The 22,936-nt window shown below is 63.6% G+C and carries 8 protein-coding genes and 1 pseudogene; 8 read left to right on the top strand and 1 reads right to left on the bottom strand.

The annotated features are described in order from the left end of the window. Window positions 1-30: 30 nt before the first annotated feature. The 5 genes from bcsB (at window position 31) to AC3WJE_RS02325 (ending at window position 9,300) form a co-directional block, all read left to right on the top strand. The gene (gene bcsB, locus AC3WJE_RS02345) at window positions 31-2,352 is read left to right on the top strand and encodes a cellulose biosynthesis cyclic di-GMP-binding regulatory protein BcsB (RefSeq protein ID WP_493729165.1); all 2,322 of its coding nucleotides are present in this window, start codon (window positions 31-33) and stop codon (window positions 2,350-2,352) included. After that, window positions 2,349-3,530 carry a cellulose synthase complex periplasmic endoglucanase BcsZ gene (gene bcsZ, locus AC3WJE_RS02340; RefSeq protein ID WP_493729164.1) on the top strand — a complete coding sequence of 394 codons (1,182 nt, stop codon included), beginning with the start codon at window positions 2,349-2,351 and terminating at the stop codon, window positions 3,528-3,530. Before bcsB ends, bcsZ begins: the two co-directional genes overlap by 4 nt. Then, window positions 3,512-7,963 carry a cellulose biosynthesis protein BcsC gene (locus tag AC3WJE_RS02335; protein ID WP_493729163.1) on the top strand — a complete coding sequence of 1,484 codons (4,452 nt, stop codon included), beginning with the start codon at window positions 3,512-3,514 and terminating at the stop codon, window positions 7,961-7,963. The genes bcsZ and AC3WJE_RS02335 overlap by 19 nt, the downstream gene beginning before the upstream one ends. A gap of 115 nt (window positions 7,964-8,078) precedes the next feature. Next, on the top strand, window positions 8,079-8,606 hold the full coding sequence (gene def, locus AC3WJE_RS02330) for a peptide deformylase (RefSeq protein WP_493729162.1): 528 nt from the start codon (window positions 8,079-8,081) through the stop codon (window positions 8,604-8,606). 223 nt (window positions 8,607-8,829) lie between these two features. Continuing rightward, complete coding sequence (locus tag AC3WJE_RS02325; RefSeq protein WP_493729161.1) at window positions 8,830-9,300, top strand: hypothetical protein; 471 nt, start codon at window positions 8,830-8,832, stop codon at window positions 9,298-9,300. Between the two features lie 46 nt (window positions 9,301-9,346). Here the strand turns inward: AC3WJE_RS02325 and AC3WJE_RS02320 are convergent, their stop codons facing one another. After that, entirely contained in the window at window positions 9,347-10,471 is a 1,125-nt protein-coding gene (locus AC3WJE_RS02320; protein WP_493729160.1) for a cytochrome-c peroxidase, read from the bottom strand. A gap of 122 nt (window positions 10,472-10,593) precedes the next feature. Between AC3WJE_RS02320 and AC3WJE_RS02315 the strand changes: the two genes are divergently transcribed. The 3 genes and pseudogenes from AC3WJE_RS02315 to AC3WJE_RS02305 form a co-directional block, all read left to right on the top strand. Then, the gene (locus AC3WJE_RS02315) at window positions 10,594-16,713 is read left to right on the top strand and encodes an IPT/TIG domain-containing protein (protein ID WP_493729159.1); all 6,120 of its coding nucleotides are present in this window, start codon (window positions 10,594-10,596) and stop codon (window positions 16,711-16,713) included. A 216-nt stretch (window positions 16,714-16,929) separates the two neighbouring features. Further along, entirely contained in the window at window positions 16,930-22,071 is a 5,142-nt protein-coding gene (locus AC3WJE_RS02310; RefSeq protein ID WP_493729158.1) for an RHS repeat-associated core domain-containing protein, read from the top strand. 633 nt (window positions 22,072-22,704) lie between these two features. Further along, window positions 22,705-22,905 (top strand): annotated as a pseudogene (locus AC3WJE_RS02305) (RHS repeat-associated core domain-containing protein); the annotation flags it as partial. Between the last annotated feature and the right edge of the window lie 31 nt (window positions 22,906-22,936).

Genomic DNA, 22,936 nt, shown 5'->3' with positions numbered 1-22,936 from the left:
TTTCTTTCCTTCTTTGCCAAGAATTCGCCGATGCGTATCCGTCCCGTCCTTTTCGCCGGAACCCTGATCCTGACGATCAGTCTTGCGCAGGCCCAGACCCAGGCACCCGCGCCGACGCCGACGCCCGCATCGCCGGCTACGGCCGCGCCGGCGGAGAACGCCGTCGCTGCGCCGCTGCCCGCCGCCACCGCGCAGGAGCGTTCGGCGACGTTGCGCCAGCTCGGTATCGACTACGAGATCACCCTGCGTGGCATCGAGGGCAGCGCAGGCGTGCCGTTCAGCGTGCGCACCGATGAGATCGTCAACGCCGCCACCCTGCATCTGAAATACAGCTATTCGCCGGCGCTGCTGCCGGACTTGTCGCATCTCAAGGTGACCGTCAACGGCGTCACCGTGGCGACGCTGCCGGTCGATCAGGCCCACGCAGGGCGGCCGCTCGAGAGCGATGTGCAGATCGACCCGCGCCTGGTGACCGATTACAACCAGCTCAACCTGCAGCTGATCGGCCACTACACGCGCGACTGCGAGGATCCGGACCATACCAGCCTGTGGGCCAACATCGATGCGGCCAGCGCGCTTTCGCTGGTCACCGTGCCGGTGGCGCTGGCCAATGACCTGGCGTTGCTGCCGGTACCGTTCTTCGATGTGCGCGACACCCGCAAGCTGGAGCTGCCGTTCTACTTCCCGCATCGTCCCGACCTGGAGACGTTGCAGGCGGCGGGTATCGTGTCTTCGTGGTTCGGCACGCTTGCCGGTTATCGCGGCGCCACGTTCCCGGTCTCCACCTCCGGGCTGCCGGCGAGCGGCAACGCGGTGGTGATGGCCACGCCGTCGACGCTGCCGGCGGAGCTGGTCACGTCGCAGAATGGGCTGGCGAACCTGCGCGGTCCGACGCTGGCGATGGTGACGAACCCGAGCGATCCAAACGGCAAGCTGCTGCTGGTGCTCGGACGCAACGCTGCCGAGTTGCGCCAGGCCGCCACGGCGATCGCATTGCGCGCGCCGCTGTCGGGCGCGGTCGCGGTCGTCGACGATCTGCAGCAGCCGGAGCCGCGTCGGCCCTACGACGCGCCGAAATGGATATCGAGCGAGCATCCGGTGCGCTTGGGCGATCTGGTGAACCGCCACGAACAGCTCGATGTCACCGGTTATCACCCCGACGTGGTCCGGGTCGGCCTGCAGTTGCCGCCGGACCTGTTCGTCTGGAAGAGCAACGGCATCCCGGTGAACCTGAAATATCGCTACACCGTGCCGGAACTGGACAACAAGTCCGCGCTCAACGTGAGCATCAACGACACCTTCGTGGTCACGCTGCCGCTCAATGGCCGCCCGTACGAGCAATCGCTGCCGAGGCGCTGGTGGAACCAGGTCGTCAGCACGCGCGGCAAGCTGCCGGTGGAGCAGCAGATCAGGCTGCCGACCGGCCCGTTCTCGGCCAACAGCCAGCTGCGCTTCCACTTCTTCTTCGACCGCCCGCAGGCGGAGGCGTGCAAGAACACGTTCCCGGACGTGTCCGGCGCGATCGATGCCGATTCCACCATCGACGTGAGCGGCTTCCCGCACTACATGGCGATGCCGAACCTGGCCGCGTTCGGCAATGCCGGCTATCCGTTCACCCGGCTCGCCGACCTGTCCGAATCCACGATCGTGCTGCCCAACAATCCGGGCGACCAGGATTTCGGCAACGTGCTGACCTTGCTGGGGCGCTTTGGCGCTTCGACCGGCTACCCGACGCTGCGGGTGCAACTGCTGCCGCCGAACCAGGCGGAAAAGCAGCCGGATCGCGATCTGGTGATCCTGGGTTCGCCGGCCAGCCAGCCGTTGTTCGAGAAGTGGCGCGAGCGTCTGCCAGTGGAGCAGAGCAAGGCCAGCAACCGTTTCGCGCTGACCGACTGGCTGCTGGACCGGATGCCCGGCTTCCTGTCCTTCGATGCGCGTCGCACCGATCTGCCGACCGTTGCCGAAGTCGCATTGCAGCCGCAGCCCGGCGATGTGCTGATGATGGGATTTGAATCACCACTCAAGAGCGGGCGCAGCGTGGTGGCGCTGCAGGCCGACGATCCGGCCGACATGAGCCGGCTGTTCGAGGTCTGGTCCAGTCCCGATCTGCTCAAGGATGTTCAGGGCAGCGTGGTGCTGCTGCACCAGAACAAGGTCACCAGCCTCGCCGGCAACCAGGCCTACTACGTGGGGCACCTGCCGTTGTCGACCTGGCTGCGTTGGTACTTCTCCAACCACCCGGTGTGGCTGGCGGTGACGGTGATCGTGCTGTGCCTGCTGCTGGCGCTGGCCGCGCGCGTGCTGCTGCGCCTGCACTCGACCTATCGCCTGCGCGAGGGACGTCATTCGTGAGTGCGGCGGACGTCCCGCGCGACGGCGCGCGCAGGCACACGCTGCGGATGCTGGCGCTGATGGGCCTGGCCGGCGCCGGCTTGCCGCTACGCTCGGCACCGGTGGCATCCTGTGCGCCGTGGCCGGCGTGGACCTCGTTCGTCGGACGGCATGTCCAGCAGGATGGACGCGTGGTCGACTTCGCCACGCCCGACCAGCGCTCCACCTCCGAGGGCCAGTCGTATGCGCTGTTCTTCGCCCTGGTCAACAACGACCAGGCGCTGTTCGAGCGCGTGCTCGGCTGGATCCGCCACAACCTCTGCGGCGACCGGCCGGACCGGAACCTGCCGGCGTGGCTGTGGGGCCGGGCCGGTGACGGCAGTTGGCGCGTGCTCGATGGCAACAGCGCTTCCGATTCCGATCTGTGGATCGCCTATGCGCTGCTGGAGGCCGGACGGCTCTGGAATCGTCCTGGCTACGTCAGCGCCGGACGGCAGATGCTGCGTCTGGTGCAGGCGCAGGAAGTTGGCGACATACCCGGTCTCGGGCCGATGCTGCTGCCGGGCCGGGAAGGTTTCGGCGACGGCAAGCGCTGGACGTTCAACCCGAGCTACATGCCGATCCAGTTGCTGCGCTATTTCGCCTCGATCGAACCGAAGGGGCCGTGGGCAGGCATCGCCCAGCGCAGTGCGCGCCTGATCCGCGACGCCTCGCCGGTGGGTTTCGCGCCGGATTGGACCGGTTGGGATGGGCGTGCATTTGGCATCGATCCGGCCAAGGGCAACCTCGGCAGCTACGACGCGATCCGCGTCTACCTGTGGGCCGGCATGCTGGATCCGGGCGAATCACGCCGTCAGCCGCTGCTGGAGGATCTGTCTGGGCCGGTGCAGATGCTCAAGGCGCAGGGCAACTTTGCCGAGAAGATCGACACCACGCGCGGCGTCGGTATCGGCACCGCGCCGATCGGATTTTCCGCCGCGCTGCTGCCCTATCTGAGCGCGTTGCGCGAGCCCGCACTGCTGAAGACGCAAGCCGCCCGAATCCCCGCGGCAGCACAACCGGCGGCCGCCGCGCTTCCCTACTACGAGCGCGTGCTGGTCCTGTTCGGCCAGGGCTGGCTCGAGAACCGTTTCCGCTTTTCCGCAGACGGGCGCCTGCTGCCTGCCTGGAGGTCGACCTCATGCTCCGCAAGAACCTGAAGCTGCTTTACCTCGCTGGCATGATCGACCTGTGCCTGCTGGCCACGCCGGCGCACGCACAGGACACCACCCAGCGGCTGGTGAGCCAGGGCAACTACTGGCATGACCAGGGCCGCGACGATCTCGCCGCCGATACCTGGAAGAAGCTGCTGAGCATCGACCCCAACCAGCCCGACGCGCTGCTCGGCCTGGGCCAGATCGATCTCGCGCAGGACCGCCCGGCCGACGCGCGCAAGCACCTGCAGCAGCTCGAAGCGCGCCATCCCAATTCGCCCCAGGCCCAGCGCCTGCGCATCGCGGTCGGCGGCGGCCAGAGCAGCGGCAACGTGAACCTGGCGGCGGCACGCCGCGCCGCCGCGGCCGGTCGTTACGTCGAGGCGGTGCGCGCCTACGAGGCGAGTTTCGAAGGCAAGACGCCGCCGCCGAATCTCGCGCTGGAGTATTACCAGTCGCTGGCCGGCACCCCGCAGGGTTGGGAAAAGGCGCGCGACGGCATGCGCCGCCTGCGCGATGCCGATCCGAACAACGCCTCGGTGTCGCTCGCCCTGGCGCAGGTGCAGACCTACCGCGAACCGAGCCGCCGCGAAGGCATCGCGCAGCTGCGCGAACTGGCTCAGCGCGCGGATGTCGGTGGGCCGGCGCGCAACGCCTGGCGCCAGGCATTGCTTTGGCTTGGCGCCGGCAGCGCCGATGCGCCGCTGTACCAGGCCTTCCTCGCCGAGATGCCGAACGACGCCGAAGTGGCCGCCAAGCTCGCCAAGCTGCGCGAGCAGCGCAACGCGCCCGGCACCGACCCGAATGGCGTGCTGCTGGGCGAAGCGTTCAACACACTCAACGCCGGCAACCTGGCCGCCGCCGAACAGCGTTTCATGCAGGTGCTGCGTGCCCGTCCGCGTGATCCGGAGGCGCTGGGCGGACTCGGCTCGGTGCGCCTGCGCCAGCAGCGCTTCTCCGAGGCGCAGGAGCTGCTGCGTCCGGCGGCGGCCGCAAATGGAAAGTGGAAGTCCGCCTACGACTCGGCGCGCTACTGGCAATTGCTGCAGCAGTCGGCGACGGCCAGCAAGCGCGGCGCGACCAGTGAGGCCGCCACGCTGGCGCAGCAGGCCCAGCAGATCGATCCCAAACAGCCGGCCGCATACGCCGCACTCGGCGACCTGCAGAGCGATGCCGGTGCCGCCGAGCAAAGTTATCGCAAGGCACTGGCGCTGGATGCCAACAACGTCGGCGCATTGCAGGGGCTGGTCGGTCTGTACAGCCGGCAGGGCCGCGTGCAGGAGGCGACCGAGCTATTCAACCGCCTGCCCGCCGCGCAGCGCGAGAAATCCGGTGGCGAGGCGATGCTGCGTTCGAACGTCCAGCGTGCCCGCGCGCGCCAGGCCATGGAGGCCGGCGATGCCGTGACCGCGCAGACCGAGCTGGAAAACGCCATGGTCGAGCGCCCGGGCGATCCGTGGGTGCGTCTGGACCTGGCCCGGCTGTACCAGCAACTCGGCCGTCCCGATCAGGCACGCAGCGTGATGGATGGCTTGATCGCCGTGCATGGCGACATGCCCGAGGCGCAATACGCCAATGCGCTGCTGGCGCAGGAGAGCGGCGACTGGGCCACCGCCTATGCCAGTCTCGAGCGCATCCCGCAGGCCCAGCGCACGCCGGAGATCAACCAACTGCGCAACATCGCCTGGCTCGAACTGCAGGCACGCCAGGCCAAGGTGCTGCAATCGCAGGGACAGTCCGCGGAGGCACAGGCGCTGCTGGCGCGCACCGAGACCGCGCTCGGTGACCAGGCCAACCAGCCGCAGCTGCTGGCCTCGCTGGCCGGCGCCTGGGCCGACGCCGGCAACCCGCAGCGTGCGCTGGTGCTGGCGCAGCGCCTGGTCGCCGGCCCCAACGTCGGCACCGAGGAGCGCCTGCAATACGCCGGCGTGCTGCTGCGCGCGCATCAGGACGCCGAGCTGTCGGCGGTATTGCGTCAGCTGCAGGGCCTGACCATGACCCCGGAACAGCTGCGTCGTTATCGAGCACTGCGCACCGGCTACGCGTTGCGCCAGGTCGATGCCCTGCGCGAACTCGGCAATCTGGAAGCCGCCTACGATGCGCTTGCGCCGATCCTGGCCGAGCAGCCGCAGGATCGCGAGGCACTGGCCGCGCTCGCGCGGCTGTACACCTCGGCGGGCGACCAGCGCCAGGCGTTGGTGATCTACCAGCAGATCCTGCAATCGCATCCCAATGATCTGGACACGCTGGTTGCCGCGGCCAACAGCGCCGCCGCGCAGTCCGACCTGGACAGCGCCGAGGTCTACCTGCAGCGTGCGCTGGCGCAGGCACCGGATTCGCCCGACGTGCTCGCCGCCGCAGGCCGCGTCTATCGAAGCGCCGGCAAGAAGCGCAAGGCCGAACAGTACTTCAAGGCCGCGCTGGCGGCGCAGCAGCGTCAGGCAGGGCAGCTCGACAACGGTTTCCCGGGTGCGCGCGGCAGTGCCGCCTACGCATCCGCCAGCCGGCCATTCAACCCGTTCGCCGGCATGACCGGGCCGATGCGCAACACCCGCGCAGTGCTGTCCGATACGCAATCGGCCGCGGCTTATCCGCTGCCAGGCGCCGGCGTTGCCGTCGCACCACAGGCACCGGTGTATGCAGCCGGCGATGACGGCCTGCCGCCGCCGGTCAGTGCTTCATCGGTGGCGTCACCGTTGGCCGCGTTGCCGGTTCCCGGCCAACGCAGTGCCATCGTCGCGGCGCCAGCCTATGCTGCCGGAACGACATCGCTGCCGATGCGTGCGGCCGCAGCACAACCGCTGCCGACACGCGCCTCGGGCAACACGGTGCTGGACGAACTGCGCGAAGTGCAGGCCGACAACAGCAATGAGCTGTCTGCGGCCGCCAACTTCCGCAGCCGCGATGGCGAATCCGGCCTGGGCAAGCTCGACGAGATCCAGACCCCGCTGCACGGCGAGTTCACGGTCGGCGAGGGCAAGTTCGGTGTGGACGTCACCCCGACCCTGGTCGATGCCGGCAACGTCAGCACCGACTACGCCACCGCCAGCCGCTTCGGCGCCGGCCCGTCGGCCGCGTTGAACGATGCACTCGCTGCCGACAAGAGCACCGTCGACGACTACGTGACCAGCAGCCTGTACCAGTTGCTGCTCACCCAGGGCGATACCACCGCCGCGGAGACGCTGTTCTACAAGTACGCGGTCAGTACCGGCCTGTACAGCGAGCTGTACACCACCTACGGCAACGATGCCGACACCCGCACGGCGATCTACGAGCAACCGCTGTTCGCCTACCTGCTGAGCATCAACGCCTCGACCACGACGATCTCGGAGATCGCCACGGCGATCCTCGGCAACAGCGCGATGCTCGAGGACCTGAGCGCGGCCGACCTGGCCTCGTTGAAGTCATTGGCTGCCAGCACCGCGGCGGCCAAGCTGACCGCCACCGAGTTGTCCAGCACGCTGTATTCGATGGCGGCCGCCGGCTCGGCGTCGCGCCGGCTCGGCCAGGATGCCAGCGGCCTCGGCCTGTCGGTCAGCTATCGCAACGGCGGCCTGCGCGCGGATATCGGCAGCACGCCGCTGGGTTTCCCCGAGCAGCGCGTGGTCGGCGGAGTGGGCTACAAGGGCGAGCTGGGCGATCACCTGAGCTACGACGCGCAGCTGTACCGGCGCGCGGTGACCGACAGCGTGCTTTCCTTCGCCGGTGCCGAGGACAGCCGCAACGGATTGACCTGGGGTGGCGTCACCAGCAACGGCGCACGCATCTCGACGACGTTGGACAACGGCCTGCTCGGCGGTTACGTCAACCTCGCCGCGGCGCGCCTGGTCGGCCACAACGTGCAGGACAACAACTATGCACAGGCCGATCTCGGCGTGTACGTGCACGCCCTGGAAACCGGCAACCAGTCGCTCACCGCCGGCCTCAACCTGACCACCCTGCGCTACGCCAGGAACCTGGCCGGGTTCACCTACGGGCAGGGCGGGTATTTCAGCCCGCAGCAGTATTTCGACGTCGGCTTCCCGGTGCATTGGAGCGGTCGCTCGGCAAGCCAGAAGGTCAACTGGGAGGTCGACGCCAGTGTCGGCGTGCAGCATTTCCGCACCGACGACAGCCTGTACTTCCCGACCAGTGCGACGATGCAGCAGGCCGCCTACGACGCGGCCTCGATCGCTGCGCTGCTGGGCTTGTCCTCGGTCTACACCGACCCCGTCTACGCCGGCGCGAGCAAGACCGGCGTGTCCTACAACCTCGCCGGTGCGGCCGAATGGCAGGTGGCGCCACAGCTGTTCCTGGGTGGCCGGATGACGCTCAACAACGCGCGTGACTACCAGCAGTTCAACGCCAACATCTACCTGCGCTTCGTGCTCGACCGGCTGGGCGCAGCGCTGGGCCGCGAGCCCAAGGTGCTGGCTTCGCCGTACGCGAACGGATATTGAATGACATAGAGCCGAACAAGCTCGGCTCTACAAAGGCCATAGGAGCCAATCGGACTTGCCTGCTGCAGTCCCGCCGAGCAAGCTTGGGCAAACCCGTACTGCCCGGAGGTCGAGCATGATCCGTGACATCGTGAGGATGGGCGAACCCGTGCTGCTGCGCGTAGCCGATCCGGTCGAAGGCTTCGGCAGCGGCGAACTGCGCGACCTCGCGGCAGACATGTTCGAGACCATGGATCTTGCCGGCGGTGTCGGCCTGGCCGCCCCGCAGATCGCACTTTCCCGACGCGTGATCGTGTTCGGCTTCGAAGCCAGCGAACGCTATCCGGACGCGCCGCCGGTGCCGCGCACGGCGCTGTTCAACCCGAGCATCGAACCTTTGTCGGACGAACTGGAAGACGGCTGGGAAGGCTGCCTGTCGATTCCCGGCCTGCGTGCGGTGATCCCACGCTTCCGCCGCATCCGCTACAGCGGCTGGGACGTGGAAGGGCGCCGCCTGGAGCGGGTCGCCGAAGGTTTCCATGCGCGCGTGGTGCAGCACGAGCTCGACCACCTCGACGGCATCCTGTATCCATCGCGGATCCGCGACTTCTCCACCTTCGGCTTCACCGACGTGTTGTTCCCGGAGATCGGCGAGGGCAAGTAACGCAGCGCGTGTTCGGCCCGGGTCTGGATTCTCGTAGCAACTGTGTTCTCAAGCGGAGGCGATAGCAGCCTCCGCGTCACGTTCGTTGATAGTTTCGCGAGACGGGGAAGTTCATCATCAACCACAACTGAGACCTTGCATCAGATGGCCGGCTACAGCTCGTTCCCGCTGCGATAGGATGTGGCCTCCCGTGGCATGGCCACTTCAGCGAAAGGAACGCAGCATGGGATCGGTTCGGACACCAACGGTGGCAATGGCGCTATGTCTCGGGATGGCAGCGCTAGTGGGCTGCAAGCCCGATGCATCGAAGGCCGGCACAGCGGAAGCCGTGCCGGCAACGCAGGTCAAAGCGCTGGAAATCACTGAAATCCAAGCCGGTGTTGCCGATGCGGCGAAGGACGCGACGATGCGGCCGGCGTATCCGAAGGACGGCATCGAAGTGACGATCCACACCGCCGGCAAGGCGGATGGCGCGAACCTGTCAGTCAAGCTGATCGCGCTGACCAATGGCAGCGTGGTGGGTACCCAGGACGTCCGCTTGGATGCTTCCACGACATCCTCCCACAGCGTGCGCTTTCAGCCAGCACCGGCATGGGGGACCGGGCGTTACCTGATCGAAGTCACTTTGAATGGGAAACTGGCCGGGCATCAGGAGCTGGAAATCTTCCCGAGTGAGGATCCGACGGCGAGTTGAGCCCGCAGTGGCAAAGGCGCGCAGAACGAGCGCGCCTCATTGCGTTTCACTCGATGCTGAGCGTGTGCAGGAACGCCACGAGCTGGCGTTGTTCCTCCACAGTAAGTTTGATCGGCTTGCCCTGGATCAACCCGCGGTAGTACAGCTCGTGCTCGATAGCGGCCTCCAGCGTGGCGATGCTGCCGTCGTGCATATAGGGCGCGGTATTGGCCACATTGCGGAGCGTAGGGGTACGGAATGCGCCTAGATCTTGTGGCTTGCCGGTGACGGCGAAGCGCCCCAGTTCGGCGATGTCCAGATCGGTCAGCACCAACCTGCCCAACGGCATGCCGGAACTCCGGGCGGCATCGATGCGCGTCAACAGCGGAGCGATATTGCCCGCGATCCGATCGAAACCGATGCCGGTGTGGTGATAGTTGCCGTCGGTCAGTGGCGAGCCGGCCTCGGTGATGACATGGCAGGACACGCACTGCGCCTTGCCTTGAAACAGGTGCAGACCTGCCTCGGCGTCGTGGCCCAGCAGGGAAAGATCGCCTGCCTTGCGCGCACGTTCGAACAATGTATTGCCGGTATCCAGCGACCGCAGATAAGCCATCAGAGCCGTGGCGACATCAGCTTGGAGAAGATCGTCGTCGGTGCGTAGCGCCTTGCGATACTCAGGCAATTCGGAGATCCGCTGCAGTACCGCCTGCATGTTCTCGTGGCCCATTTCGCGTGGATTGGCGAATGGTTGCAGCACCGCGGCGGACAGATCGTGTTCGCGTCCATCCCAGAACAATGGTCGGCCTGCGTCGAGGTCCAGCAAGCTGGGTGCATTGCGCGTGCCTGGGCGGTCGAATGCGCCGACCGAAACCGGCTTCCCATCAGTGAACGCCTGTGCGGGCAGGTGACAGCTGGCGCAACTGACCTTGCCGTCCGCGCTCAGGCGCACGTCGTGGAAAAGACGCGCGCCGGTCCTGGCGAGCTGCTCCTGGGCACGATGGGACGTGGATGTTGGCACGCATCCTTGCATTGCGCAGATCGCGGTGATGACGGCCGCAGCCACCGCGATGATCTTCCTGTATCCCGCTGACATGGTCCCTGTCTGACTTGACTTGTCACCGGGCGCAGGATAAATGAATGCGCTGGGGTGCGCCACGATGGCGCCAAAAAGCACAGGAGCGGCCAGCATGGCCGCAAGCTCAGGAGTGAGCCGAAATGGAATTATTCGAGTGGTGGAAGGCCCGATCTGCCCGGCATGCACATGCTGCAGGGGACAATGCAAGGACGCGCCGACGCAGTAGAAGCGCTGCGTTGTTGGCATTGCTCGGTGGCATGGTGCTGGCGACCTGGGCCTACGCGACCAGCTACGTCTATGACGCCAACGGGCGTCTGGTGGCGGTAAGCAACGACGCCGGCGAATCGGCGCGCTACGCCTACGATGTCATGGGCAATCTGACCCAGGTGGAGCGTTTTGCGCCTGGGGAACTCGCTCTGTTCGGATTCAATCCCGATCGCGGCACGCCCGGTATTCCGGTGAGGCTGCAGGGACATGGTTTCAGTCCGGTTGCCGCGGACAATCTGGTGCGCTTCAACGGTGTGCCCGCAACGGTGTCGGCGGCGGGCGGCAACGAGTTGATGACCAGCGTTCCGGTCGGAGCCAGCACCGGGCCGATCTCGATCACGGTTGGTGGGCAGATGGTTTCCAGCAGCGCGGATTTCATCGTGGATGAAGTCTCGCAGCTGCCGGTGATCCATTCGGTATCGCCACTGGTTGCGACTACCGGAACGATGATTACCGCTACTGGTGAATCGTTGAATACCGTGCCGGGCCAGACCACCGTGCATCTGGGGATGCGTTCGGCTCAGATCGGTGTCGCCAGCAACAGCGAAGTGAATTTCATGGTGCCGGCCAACGCCGCCAGCGGCAAGGTATCGATCACTACGCCTTACGGCATTGCGCTCAGCGCCGAGGACGTGGTGGTGGTACCTAGCGGCGTGGGCGCATCGAGCATCACGCAGAGCGCGCGAGTGTTGCCGGATTCGGCGGCCACGGAATTCTCGGTAGCGGCTACCGGCGAACAGGTGGCGGTGCTGTTCGACGCGGTGGCAGGCGAATACCTGGGCGCGCAGTTCAGTGACATCAGCGTGACCAGCATCACCTACAACTTGTACGGCTTGGACAATCGTCTGCTGGCCAGCGGATCGGTCACGCCTTCCAACCCGACCATCCTGCTGCCGCGACTGAGCGCCTCGGGTACCTACCTGATATTGCTCAAGCCGGTGCAAGGTCCGGCCAGTTGGAAGATGGCGATCGAGCGGAGCCGGCCGGTAGCGCTGGACGGGGATTCTTTGGTGTCGGCAACAGGAGTTCCGGCCCAGCGGAAGTGTTTCATTTTCTTTGCTGAGGCCGGTCAACGCCTGGGTCTGGGTATCAGCGATCTGACGGTATCGACGGGCAGCTACGTCAACGTGGCGGTCTACCGACCGAACGGGGCTAGTCTGACCAGTACGACCTGTTCCCAATCCAATGGGGGCTGTAGTTTGAACCTGTCGCCGGCCGAGACCGGGACCTACAGCGTGGTGGTGACGCCGCAGAGCGCCACGCAGACGATGCAGTTCAAGGCCACCATGTCGTTGGATAAGCGTGCGGTCTTGTCGCACGATACTCCGCTGGAACTGGTGTTGGATCGTCGCGGCCAGAACGCGCGTCTCACCTTCACTGCCGAAGCCGGTGAAACGCTGGCGTTGCAGATGGCTGGGCAGACCACGGTACCGTCGGGACGAACCGTGTACTACACCCTGTTCCGTCCAGACGGTACGCAACACACCAGTACCAGCACCAGCGGCAGCAACCTGACCTTCAATCTCCCGAATCTGCCGATGGCTGGCGAATATCAGTTGTTCGTCGATCCGAATTACGGGGAAACGCTGAGTGCTCAGATACTGCTGGCGTCGGGTGTCAGGGGAGGCATCGGCGATGGAGAAGAAGCCAATGCCTATGCGACTACCGTGTCTGGGCAGAGCGTGTACCTGGATTTCCAGGCCGAGGCCGGTCAACGGCTGGGCTTAGGCCTCAGCGATCTGACGGTATCGACGGGTACCTACGTCAATGTGACTGTCTACCGTCCCAGCGGAGCCAGCCTGATCAGTACGACCTGCTCCCAATCCAACGGTGGCTGCGGTTTGAACCTGTCGCCCGCTGATACCGGAATTTACAGCGTGGTGGTCACGCCGCAGAGCGCCACGCAGACGATGCAGTTCAAGGCCACCTTGTCGCTGGACAAACGTGGAGCCTTGTCACGCGATACGCCGTTGGAACTGTTGTTGGATCGTCGGGGCCAGAATGCGCGTCTCACTTTCACTGCCGAAGCCGGCGAGACATTGGCATTGCAGATGGCTGGGCAGGCAACGGTACCGTCGGGGCGGACCGTGTACTACACCGTGTTCAAACCGGATGGGAGCCAGCTGGCCAGTACTAATGCGATCAACTACATCACGTTGAACTTGCCCAACCTGCCTAGCACTGGTGAGTACCAAGTTTTTGTTGATCCGGATTATGGCGCGACGCTCGGTATGCAACTGACGTTGGCGACTGGAACCGTGGGCGGCACAGAGGTGGATGGCGTTATCGGTGATTTTTCCACCACCTTGCCTGGTCAACCGGTCTACCTGACCTTTCCGGCTAAGGCAGGTCAGCGGTTGGGGTTGGGCCTGAGTGATCTAACGCTGACCACTGGTACCTTCGTCAATGTGGCCGTCTACCGCCCGAATGGGGCCAGCCTGACCGATACGAACTGTTTCCAATCCAATGGGGGCTGCGGCTTGAACCTGTCGCCCGCCGAGACCGGGACCTACAGCGTGGTGGTGACGCCACAGAGTGCGACGCAGACGATGCAGTTCAAGGCCACCTTGTCGTCGGATAAGCGCCAAGTCCTGCAGCGTGACGTGCCGTTGGCGTTGTTGCTGGATCGACGTGGTCAGAATGCGCGCCTGACCTTCAGTGCCGAAGCCGGTGAAACGCTGGCATTGCAGATGGCCGGTCAGGCCACTGTACCCACGGGTCAGACGGTGTACTACACCGTATACAAACCGGATGGCAGCCAACTGGCCAGCACGAACACCGGTAACTACACGACGCTAAACCTTCCCAACTTACCGGCTGCTGGTGAGTACCAAGTGTTTGTCGATCCGGGTAATGGGGCTACGCTCGGTATGCAGTTGACGTTGGCGACTGGAACCACGAGCGGCACGGAGGTAGACGGTGATAGCGGTGATTTTTCCACCACTTTGCCTGGCCAGCCGGTCTACCTGACCTTCCCGGCTGAGGCCGGCCAGCGGTTGGGCCTGGGGATTAGCGATCTAACGGTCACGACCGGTACCTACGCCAACGTGACTGTCTACCGTCCGAGTGGGTCCAGCTTGATCAGTACGGCTTGTTTGCAATCCAATAGCGGCTGTGGTTTGAACCTGTCACCGGCCGAGACCGGGATCTACAGCGTGGTGATCACGCCACAGAGTGCGACGCAGACGATGCAGTTCAAGGCCACCTTGTCGTTGGATAAGCGTGCGGTGTTGTCGCGGGATGCGCCGTCGGAACTGATATTGGATCGTCGAGGCCAGAATGCGCGTCTCACTTTCACCGCCGAAGCCGGTGAAACGCTGGCGTTGCAGATGGCTGGGCAGGCTACGGTGCCGTCGGGGCGGACCGTGTACTACACCCTGTTCCGTCCAGACGGTACGCAACACACCAGTACCAGCACCAGCGGCAGCAACCTGACCTTCAATCTCCCGAATCTGCCGATGGCTGGCGAATATCAGTTGTTCGTCGATCCGAATCACGGGGAAACGCTGAGTGGTCAGGTGTTGCTGGCATCGGCGGTCAGAGGAAGCATTGGCGAGGAGATAGAGCCCGCTACTTACACAACTACCGTATCAGGACAGAACGTATACCTGGACTTCCAGGCCGAGGCCGGTCAACGGCTGGGTCTGGGTATCAGCGATCTGACGGTCACGACCGCTACCTACGTCAACGTGACTGTCTACCGCCCCAGCGGAGCGAGCCTGATCAGTGCGACTTGTTTCCAATCCAATGGTGGCTGTGGTTTGAACCTGTCGCCGGCCGAGACCGGGACCTACAGTGTGGTGATCACACCGCAGAATGCCGCGCAGGCGATGCAGTTCAAGGTTGCGTTGTCGTTGGATAGGCGAGCGGTGTTGTCGCGGGATACGCCGTTGGAACTGGTGTTGGATCGTCGAGGCCAGAATGCGCGTCTCACTTTCACCGCCGAAGCCGGTGAAACGCTGGCGTTGCAGATGGCTGGGCAGGCTACGGTGCCGTCGGGGCGGACCGTGTACTACACCGTGTTCAAACCGGATGGGAGCCAGCTGGCCAGTACTAATGCGATCAACTACATCACGTTGAACTTGCCCAATCTGCCGGTTGCCGGTGAGTACCAAGTCTTCGTCGATCCGGATTACGGCGCGACGCTCGGCACGCAATTGACGCTGGCAACCGGGACGACAGGTGGTACGGAAGTGGATGGTGGTATTGGTGATTTTTCCACCACCTTGCCTGGTCAACCGGTCTACCTGACCTTCCCGGCTGAGGCAGGTCAGCGGTTGGGGTTGGGCCTGAGTGATCTAACACTGACCACCGGCACCTTCGTCAATGTGGCCGTGTACCGCCCGAACGGGGCCAGCCTGACCAATACGAACTGTTCCCAATCCACCGGTGGCTGCGGCTTGAACCTGTCGCCCGCCGAGACCGGGACCTACAGCGTGGTGGTGACGCCGCAGAGCGCCACGCAAACAATGCAGTTCAAGGCCACCTTGTCGTCGGATAAGCGCCAAGTCCTGCAGCGTGACGTGCCGTTGGTACTGTCACTTGATCGTCGTGGTCAGAATGCGCGCCTGACCTTCAGTGCCGAAGCCGGTGAAACGCTGGCATTGCAGACGGCTGGGCAGGCTACTGTGCCTACCGGTCAGACGGTGTACTACACCGTATACAAGCCGGATGGAAGCCAACTGGCCAGCACGAACACCGGTAACTACACGACGCTAAACCTTCCCAACTTACCGGCTGCTGGTGAGTACCAAGTGTTTGTCGATCCGGGTAATGGGGCGACGTCCGGCATGCAGGTGACATTGGCCACCGGAACGATAGGTGACACCGAAGTAGATGGAGGTATTGGTGAATTTTCCACTACTTTACCTGGCCAGCCGGTGTATCTGACCTTCCCGGTTGAGGCTGGCCAGCGGTTGGGTCTGGGGATTAGCGATCTGACGGTCATCACCGGCACCTACGTCAACGTGACTGTCTACCGCCCCAGTGGAGTCAGTCTGACCAGTGCGACCTGTTTCCAATCCAATAGTGGCTGCGGTTTGAACCTGTCGCCGGCTGAGACCGGGATCTACAGCGTGGTGATCACGCCACAGAGCGCCACGCAGACGATGCAGTTCAAGGCCACCTTGTCGCTCGATAGGAGCCAAGTCCTGCAGCGTGACGTGCCGTTGGTGCTGTCGCTGGGTCGTCGCGGTCAAAATGCGCGCTTGACCTTCACCGCTGAAACGGGTGAAACGCTGGCGTTGCAGATGGCCGGGCAGGCCACAGTGCCATCGGGCCGGACGGTGTACTACGCCGTGTACAAGCCCGACGGCACACAGCTCCAAAGTTCCAGCGCCAGTGGCAGCAACCTGGTCTTTAATTTTGCGAGCTTGCCGATGGCCGGTGAATATCAGGTGTTCATCGATCCAGGTTACGGCGAGACGCTGAGCGGTCAGGTATTGCTTGCGTCGGGGATCAGGGGAATCATCGGTGATGAAAAAGAGGCCGCGGCCTATACGACTACTGTGTCTGGGCAGAATGTGTACCTGGATTTCCAAGCCACAGCAGGTCAGCGACTGGGCTTGGGTCTCAGTGATCTGGTGATGTCAGATGGCGGAGACCTCACCATTGTGGTCAGGCGTTCGAGTGGAGCCGGCTTGCTCGGTGTGAGCTTCCGTACATCCACTGGCGCCTTCGAGCACAACCTGACGATGCCTGATACGGGGGCGTATTACATGGAGGTGTCGCCGGGAGCGACGCAGACCATGCAGTTCAAGGCGACATTGTCCACGGACGTGGAGGCGACGCTGGAACGCAATGCGCCATTGACCGTATCGCTGCCGCGGCGAGGGCAGAATGGTTGGTACGCGTTCGATGCCACGGCAGGGGGCAGTGTGACGTTGCAGGTGGAAAACCAGAGTTCCATGCCATCCGGTCGCGTTTCCAAGTACGACGTGTATCGTCCCGATGGGAAATATCTGAGCGGTACGACGACTGACAGCAATACGACTTTCAATCTGACCAACCTACCGACCACCGGCACATATCACGTGTTGGTGGACCCATTCGACGGGGCAACACTCAGTGCAACACTGACGGTGAAGTAGCGGTTGGAAACTGGATCGAGTCGTCAAGGAACTCGCGCAAGGACACGGAGCAAGCGCATGAAGAATGAACTTACAGGCTGGAGAGCCATCGCGGCCGGGATGCTGCTCGGACTGATCGCAGCTGCCAGCGCGTCCGGACAGCAACCCGCGGGACAGGTCAGCCCTGACATGCCGGCTGCGACGGCTTCCAAAGACTCAAATGCGCGCTCTGACGAGATGACCGGAGTGGAGCAGCGCCTGCGCCTGGACGACCAGCGTTCGCTGGTCCTGTCATCCAATGGTCTGGAATTGCAAGCCGTTTCCCGCAATCGTCCTGCGCGCAGCTGGAGCCTGCCGACGCAGCGTCGCAACGCCAGCCTGACTCAACTGCCCAGCGGTCGGGTGCTGATCTGGGGCGGACGTGACAGCCAGGGCAGGTTGCAATCCGGTGGGCTGTGGTTCGATCCGGACTTGCAGGTTGTGGAGCCGGTTGACTCGCTGCCGCTTTCGCCGCGAGCGGGGCATACGACCACCGTTCTGACCGACGGCCGGGTGTTGTTCGCAGGTGGACAGAGCGAAGGAGCGACGTATGAACTATGGGATCCCGATACCGATCAATGGAGTGCACTGGCAGGCAAGCCCGGTTTGCCGAAAGGACATCAGGCCGAGTTGCAGGCCGATGGTCGGGTGCGCCTGTTCGGTCGTGGCGTGGAGGGACAGGCAAGTGGAAATGGCCGCACCGATCTTCTCTTCGACCCACTGAACCAGGATGTGACTGTCAGCCCTGCCGATGCCAACGTTCAGTCCGCGGACGCACCTGGACTTGTCGCCTCGCTGCCGCAGGCCGGTGCCAAGGAAGTCGCCATTGATGCCCGTCTGGCGTTGCGCTTCAGCGAGCGGATCCGCTCTGGGGATCTGAACGCCTCCACGGTGACCTTGTTCGGCCCCGGCGGCAGCACGGCGATACGCGTGGTGGCTGCCGAGCATGGCCGGTTGGCCTTCATCAACCCTCGCCAGGAACTGTTTCCGGATACGCCCTATACCTTGATGGTGGACGGTCTGCACACCCAGTCAGGGGCGCGTCTACCGCTGCTGGTACTGGATTTCCGTACCGCCGCGTTGTCATCCGATGCCGGATCGCCACAGGGCGTAGCCGCTGATACGGACACGAGTACGGCCTCCCGTACGCCGACCTCAACCGATTACTGCGATGGCCGGTTCAGCCGTCCGCAACTGTGCGATCGTCAGAGCCGCATGCAGGAGGGTCGGTGGACGCCGGGGCAGGATAGCCTCGGAGAAAACTGGCGCGTGCCTGGACGGCAGCCCGAGCAGATGTACCTGGGTTTCATGCCGCAATTGTTCGAGGCGTGGAAACTGACCACGCTGACCGGCAGTGTCCTGCGTGCCGATGGACAGCCGGTAGCGGGTGTGGCGGTCAGCATCGGTGCACGGCTTGCCCGTACCAACGCAGAGGGGCGGTTCTGGCTTTACGACGTGCCCTCCGGCCGTCAGCGGGTGTATGTGGATGGCACCACGGCCAATGCGTCCGGCGTGGAGTACGGCCAGTTCGTGGTCGGCGTGGATGTGGTGGCGAACACGCTGACCCAGGTGCCGTTCACGATGTACCTGCCGCGGATTGCCGGACGCGACAAGATCACGATTCCTTCGCCGACGCTGCACGACATGGTGCTGACCCACCCGGACCTGCCCGGCATGGAACTGCACCTGCCCGCGGGAACGGTGATCCGCGACCACAAGGGCAAGATCGTCACCGAGATCGCGATCGTGCCGACCCCGGTCAATCGCTCGCCGTATCCGCTGCCGACCAATTTCCCGATGTACTTCACGCTGCAGCCGGGTGGCGCGGTGCTGCAGGGGCTGACGCCGGAAGCCGGTCGCGGCGCGCGGGTGTATTACCCGAACTATGACCACTACCCGGCAGGCACTGCCGGGGACTTCTGGCTCTACGACGCGATGGAAGGCTGGCGCGTGTATGGACAGGGACGAGTCAATGATGCCGAGACCCAATTCGTGCCCGAGGATGGGGTTGCGCTGCACGAGGTGGTGACGTTTGGTGCGTCGGTGAGCCCGAGTGATCCGGCGCCGGAGGAAGGCATGCCGCCGGACCCGCAGGAATGCGGCGAGTGCAATGCCGGCACCGGCGGCAACGCCACGGCCGGCGATCCAATCGACCTGAGGACGGGCCGCTTCTCCTACCAGGAGACCGACATCGCGATCGACGATGTCGTGCCGATCGTGTTGGGGCGCAACTACCGTCCCAGCGACAAGGTCAAGCGCGAGTTCGGCTATGGCACCGCCGCAGGCTTCGCCTATCGCCTCAGCATGAAGAGTTCGGACTACAGCGAACTGCAACTGGTGCTGCCCAACGGCTCACCGCTGGTGTTCAAGCAGACCTCCGGCTCTGGCGCCTACGGCACGTGGCTCTCTGACGGCAAGCACGGCATGTTTGGTGCCACCCTGGCCTCAGAGAGCAGTAACAGTTACAAGTATCGACTGACGCTGCGCGATGGGTCACAGATGGTGTTCGAGGCACACAGCCCGAACCGTATCCTGTTGAGCCAGGACCGCTACGGCAACAAGACCGAGTACGTCTACGACGCCGGCCGGATCAGCCGGATCGTGTCACCGAATGGCCGTTACCTCGACCTGAATTACGACACTCAGAACCGCATCGTTTCGGCCAACGACCCGCTGGGCACGACCTGGCGCTATGAATACAACGCACAGGGTTTATTGGCGAAGGTGACCTACCCGGACACCACCACCCGCCGCTACGAGTACCAGAGCTGGGGCAGTGGCAGCACTCTGCAACATCGGTTGTCGGCGCTGTATGACCAACGCGGCAACCGGGTGCTGCTGAACGAGTACGAGCAGGCCCTCAACGGCACCGTCACGACCACGACAGGCCGGGTCATCAAGCAGACCTTGGCCGATGGCGCGGTGTACACCATCGATTACGACCATGTGGATGGAGACAGCACGGGCGTACTCGTGACCCACCCGGATGGCAGCCAGCGGCGCGTGGTGTTTGGCGCCGATCTGTATCCCGTCTCCGACACGCTGGCTTACGGAACGCCGTTGGCCCAGCAGTACCGCTTCGAACGCAACAGCCTGGGCCAGATGACCGCACGGATCGACCCGCTGGGGCGTCGTACCGAATACGAGTACGACAGCCAGGCACAACTGATCCGCAGTACTGCATTGGCGGGTACGTCAGAGGCGGTGTCCAATCGGATGGGCTACACCTCCGCGGGAGATATGGCCTGGAGCACCGATCCACTGAACCGGACCACGCATCTGGATTACACCCAGGGTTGCCTGAGCCGCCTGACTGATCCGCTGGGCAAGTCCACGCAGTTCATCTGCAACAGCGCCGGCCAGACCATCGTCGCGACCGATGCGTTGCTGCAAAGCACGCAGATGCAGTACTTCGGCAGCGATCTGACCACCATTGAGGATCCGTTGGGACGACGGGTCTACTTCCGCCATGACGGGCTAGGCCGGGTGATCGCCGTCGAGGACATGCAAGGCCACCTGAGTCGGCGCGAATACGACGCACAGGGCCGGTTGATCCAGTCCATTGCCCCAGATGGCAGCACCACGGAAATCGGTTATGACGCCAATGGCAACGTTGCCGCGGTGCTGTTGCCGAACGGGACCGGTATCACCAACGAGTACGACGTACGCGATCGTCTGATCAAGCGTACCGACAGCTTGGGCCAGCAGGAGAGCTGGAGCTACGACGTGATGAACCGGATCACCCGTTACACCGACCGAGCCGGTCAACAGACCGGTTACACCTATGATCTTCTGGGGCGACAGACACGCATCACCTATCCCGACGGCGGAACGGTTACCGCGGCTTACGACGCTGCGGGGCGATTGCTGAGTCTGGTGGATAGCAGCGCTGGAACGTTGGGTTGGCAGTACGACGACTTCGATCGCGTGGTCGCGGCCATCAGTCCGCAAGGCACTATCACTTATGCCTACGATGCGATCGGTCGTCGGACGGCGATGACGGTAGAGGGGCAGGCGCAAGTGGAGTACCGCTACGACGCCGGCAATCGCCTGACCCGGATCCTGCAAGGCGCCGACGTCGTCGAGTTCGACTACGACGACATCGGTCGCTTGATCCGGACTCAGCTACCCAACAACATCCAGGCTGGTTACGCTTACGACGCAGGAAGCCAGTTGACCGGCCTGGCCTGGCAGGCGCCCGATGGAAGCGCCCTGGGCAGCTTGGGCTATGCCTATGATCAGGCCGGCCAACGCGTGGCGCAGACCGGCAGTCTGGCGCAACAGGCCCTGCCGCCCGCACATGCGAACAACGCGTTCGACGACAACAACCGGCAGACAAAGTACAACGGGCAGTCGCTCAGCTACGACGCGAACGGCAATCTGGCTTCGGACGGCAGCCGCACCTACCGGTGGAACGCCCGCAACCAGCTGGTAGCGATCGAACAAGGCGGCACTTCGATCGCCACCTACAGTTACGATGCTCTGGGCCGGCGATACAGCCGCAGCGAGGGCGGCCAGACGATCGAGTATCTGTACGACGGTCAAAACGCGGTGCAGGAGAAGATGGGCACCACCGCGACGCCGATCCTGACCGGTCTGGGCATCGATCAGCGATATGCGCGAGGCGGAACGACGAACCGGAACTACTTCCTGACCGATGCGTTGAACAGTACCCGCATGCTGACCAATGCCGACGGGAATGTGGTGCAGCGTTACGACTATGATCCATATGGCGGCACCCAAGCCCTTGGATCAAGCAACAACCCGTATCAGTACACCGGCCGTGAGCAGGATCTGTCTGGGCTGTACTACTACCGGGCGCGCTACTATCACCCGGGAATGGGGCGGTTCATCAGCGAAGACCCGATTGGATTGCGTGGGGGATTGAATATGTATGCCTATGTGGGCGGCAATCCCATCAACTATTTCGATCCTTTTGGTCTGGCGCGCTTTGGTTTCAGGCCACTGGGTGACGGTCAAAAGAAGTTCGAGCCGGGTAAGGCACCTAGCGGCAGTTCCAACGTCGAGCGTGCGCATGAGCAACTATGGTTTGACGATAACAAGAGCGAGAATGTGGGCTTCTTCAGCGGCGACGGCAAGGGGAACGGATTCCAGCTCTGCGGCGAGCAAGGCCAAGTGCGAAGCGACGCGGGCCATAATCGCGACCAGTACACTTTCTTCGGTCCCACATACGACGATGCCACAATGCGCAAGGTTGTAGAGAAGGTGAGCAGGGGCTGGACAAATAAGAGCTATTGCCTAGTTGGACAAAACTGTCAGGATTTCGCGGATGCGCTTCGCGCAGAATACATGCGACAGCAAAATAAGGGGGGTAAGTAATGCGTATGTCGCTGTCGCTCAGCTTCTGGGGAACCGGATTGCTTGCATGGCTCGGCCTGCCCTGGGGGCTATCGTGGGCTTCTGAGCATTGGTCTCACGGTCTGCTATGGCTGGCGCTGCACCAGCTCTACTATCTTCCGTTGGCGTCCTGGCTGGATGGCCCTTTCTTCACGAGCGACAGCGACATCGCGTTCACTGTCGCGCCCGCTGGACGGGCCCTGACGGCGACCTTCTATTTGCTCGTCGCCGCGTCTATCCTTTTTCTCCGCCGGAGGCGCGCGTGCCTCCATGAAGTATCGAGGGCCGGGAAACAATAGGTCGATGACGGCTTAGACAAAGCCCCTTCGCGGGTTTTTATTCATTCGCCACCTACGGTTACGACGCTCTGAGTCGGCGATACAGCCAGAGCGAGGGCGGCCAGACGACCGAATTCTGTATGGCGGCTAGAATGCGGTCCAAGAAAAGGCGGGCACCATAGCGACGCCGATCCTGACCGCTCTGGGCATCGATCAGAGCTACGCACGGGGTGAGGTGACGAACCGGAACTACTTGCTGACGGATGCGTTGAACAGCACCCGGATGCTCACCGGTGCGGACGGGAATGTGGTGTAGCGTTACGACTACGGTCCCTACGGTGGCACCCAGGCGTTGGGCTCAAATACCAACCCATATCAGTACACTGGTCGTGAACAGGACCGGTCAGGCCTGTACTACTATCGGGCTCGTTACTACGACCCTGGAATCGGGAGGTTCATAAGTGAAGATCCGATTGGATTAGTAGCTGGGTGGAATGTTTATTCTTATTCTTTGGGTGATCCGATTTTATATACGGATCCGCTTGGTCTGAATATAACAGTTTGTTTGT

The organism is Pseudomonas sp. GW821-FHT07E12 (assembly GCF_058986605.1).
This window is presented reverse-complemented; position numbering and strand designations above follow the sequence as displayed.

Excerpts from the sequence above, each read along its gene's own strand:
- AC3WJE_RS02325 (WP_493729161.1), top strand. The coding sequence starts at position 8,830 with ATGGGATCGGTTCGGACACCAACGGTGGCAATGGCGCTATGTCTCGGG.
- AC3WJE_RS02335 (WP_493729163.1), top strand. The coding sequence starts at position 3,512 with ATGCTCCGCAAGAACCTGAAGCTGCTTTACCTCGCTGGCATGATCGAC.
- def (WP_493729162.1), top strand. The coding sequence starts at position 8,079 with ATGATCCGTGACATCGTGAGGATGGGCGAACCCGTGCTGCTGCGCGTA.
- bcsB (WP_493729165.1), top strand. The coding sequence starts at position 31 with ATGCGTATCCGTCCCGTCCTTTTCGCCGGAACCCTGATCCTGACGATC.
- AC3WJE_RS02310 (WP_493729158.1), top strand. The coding sequence starts at position 16,930 with ATGACCGGAGTGGAGCAGCGCCTGCGCCTGGACGACCAGCGTTCGCTG.
- AC3WJE_RS02320 (WP_493729160.1), bottom strand. The coding sequence starts at position 10,471 with ATGCTGGCCGCTCCTGTGCTTTTTGGCGCCATCGTGGCGCACCCCAGC.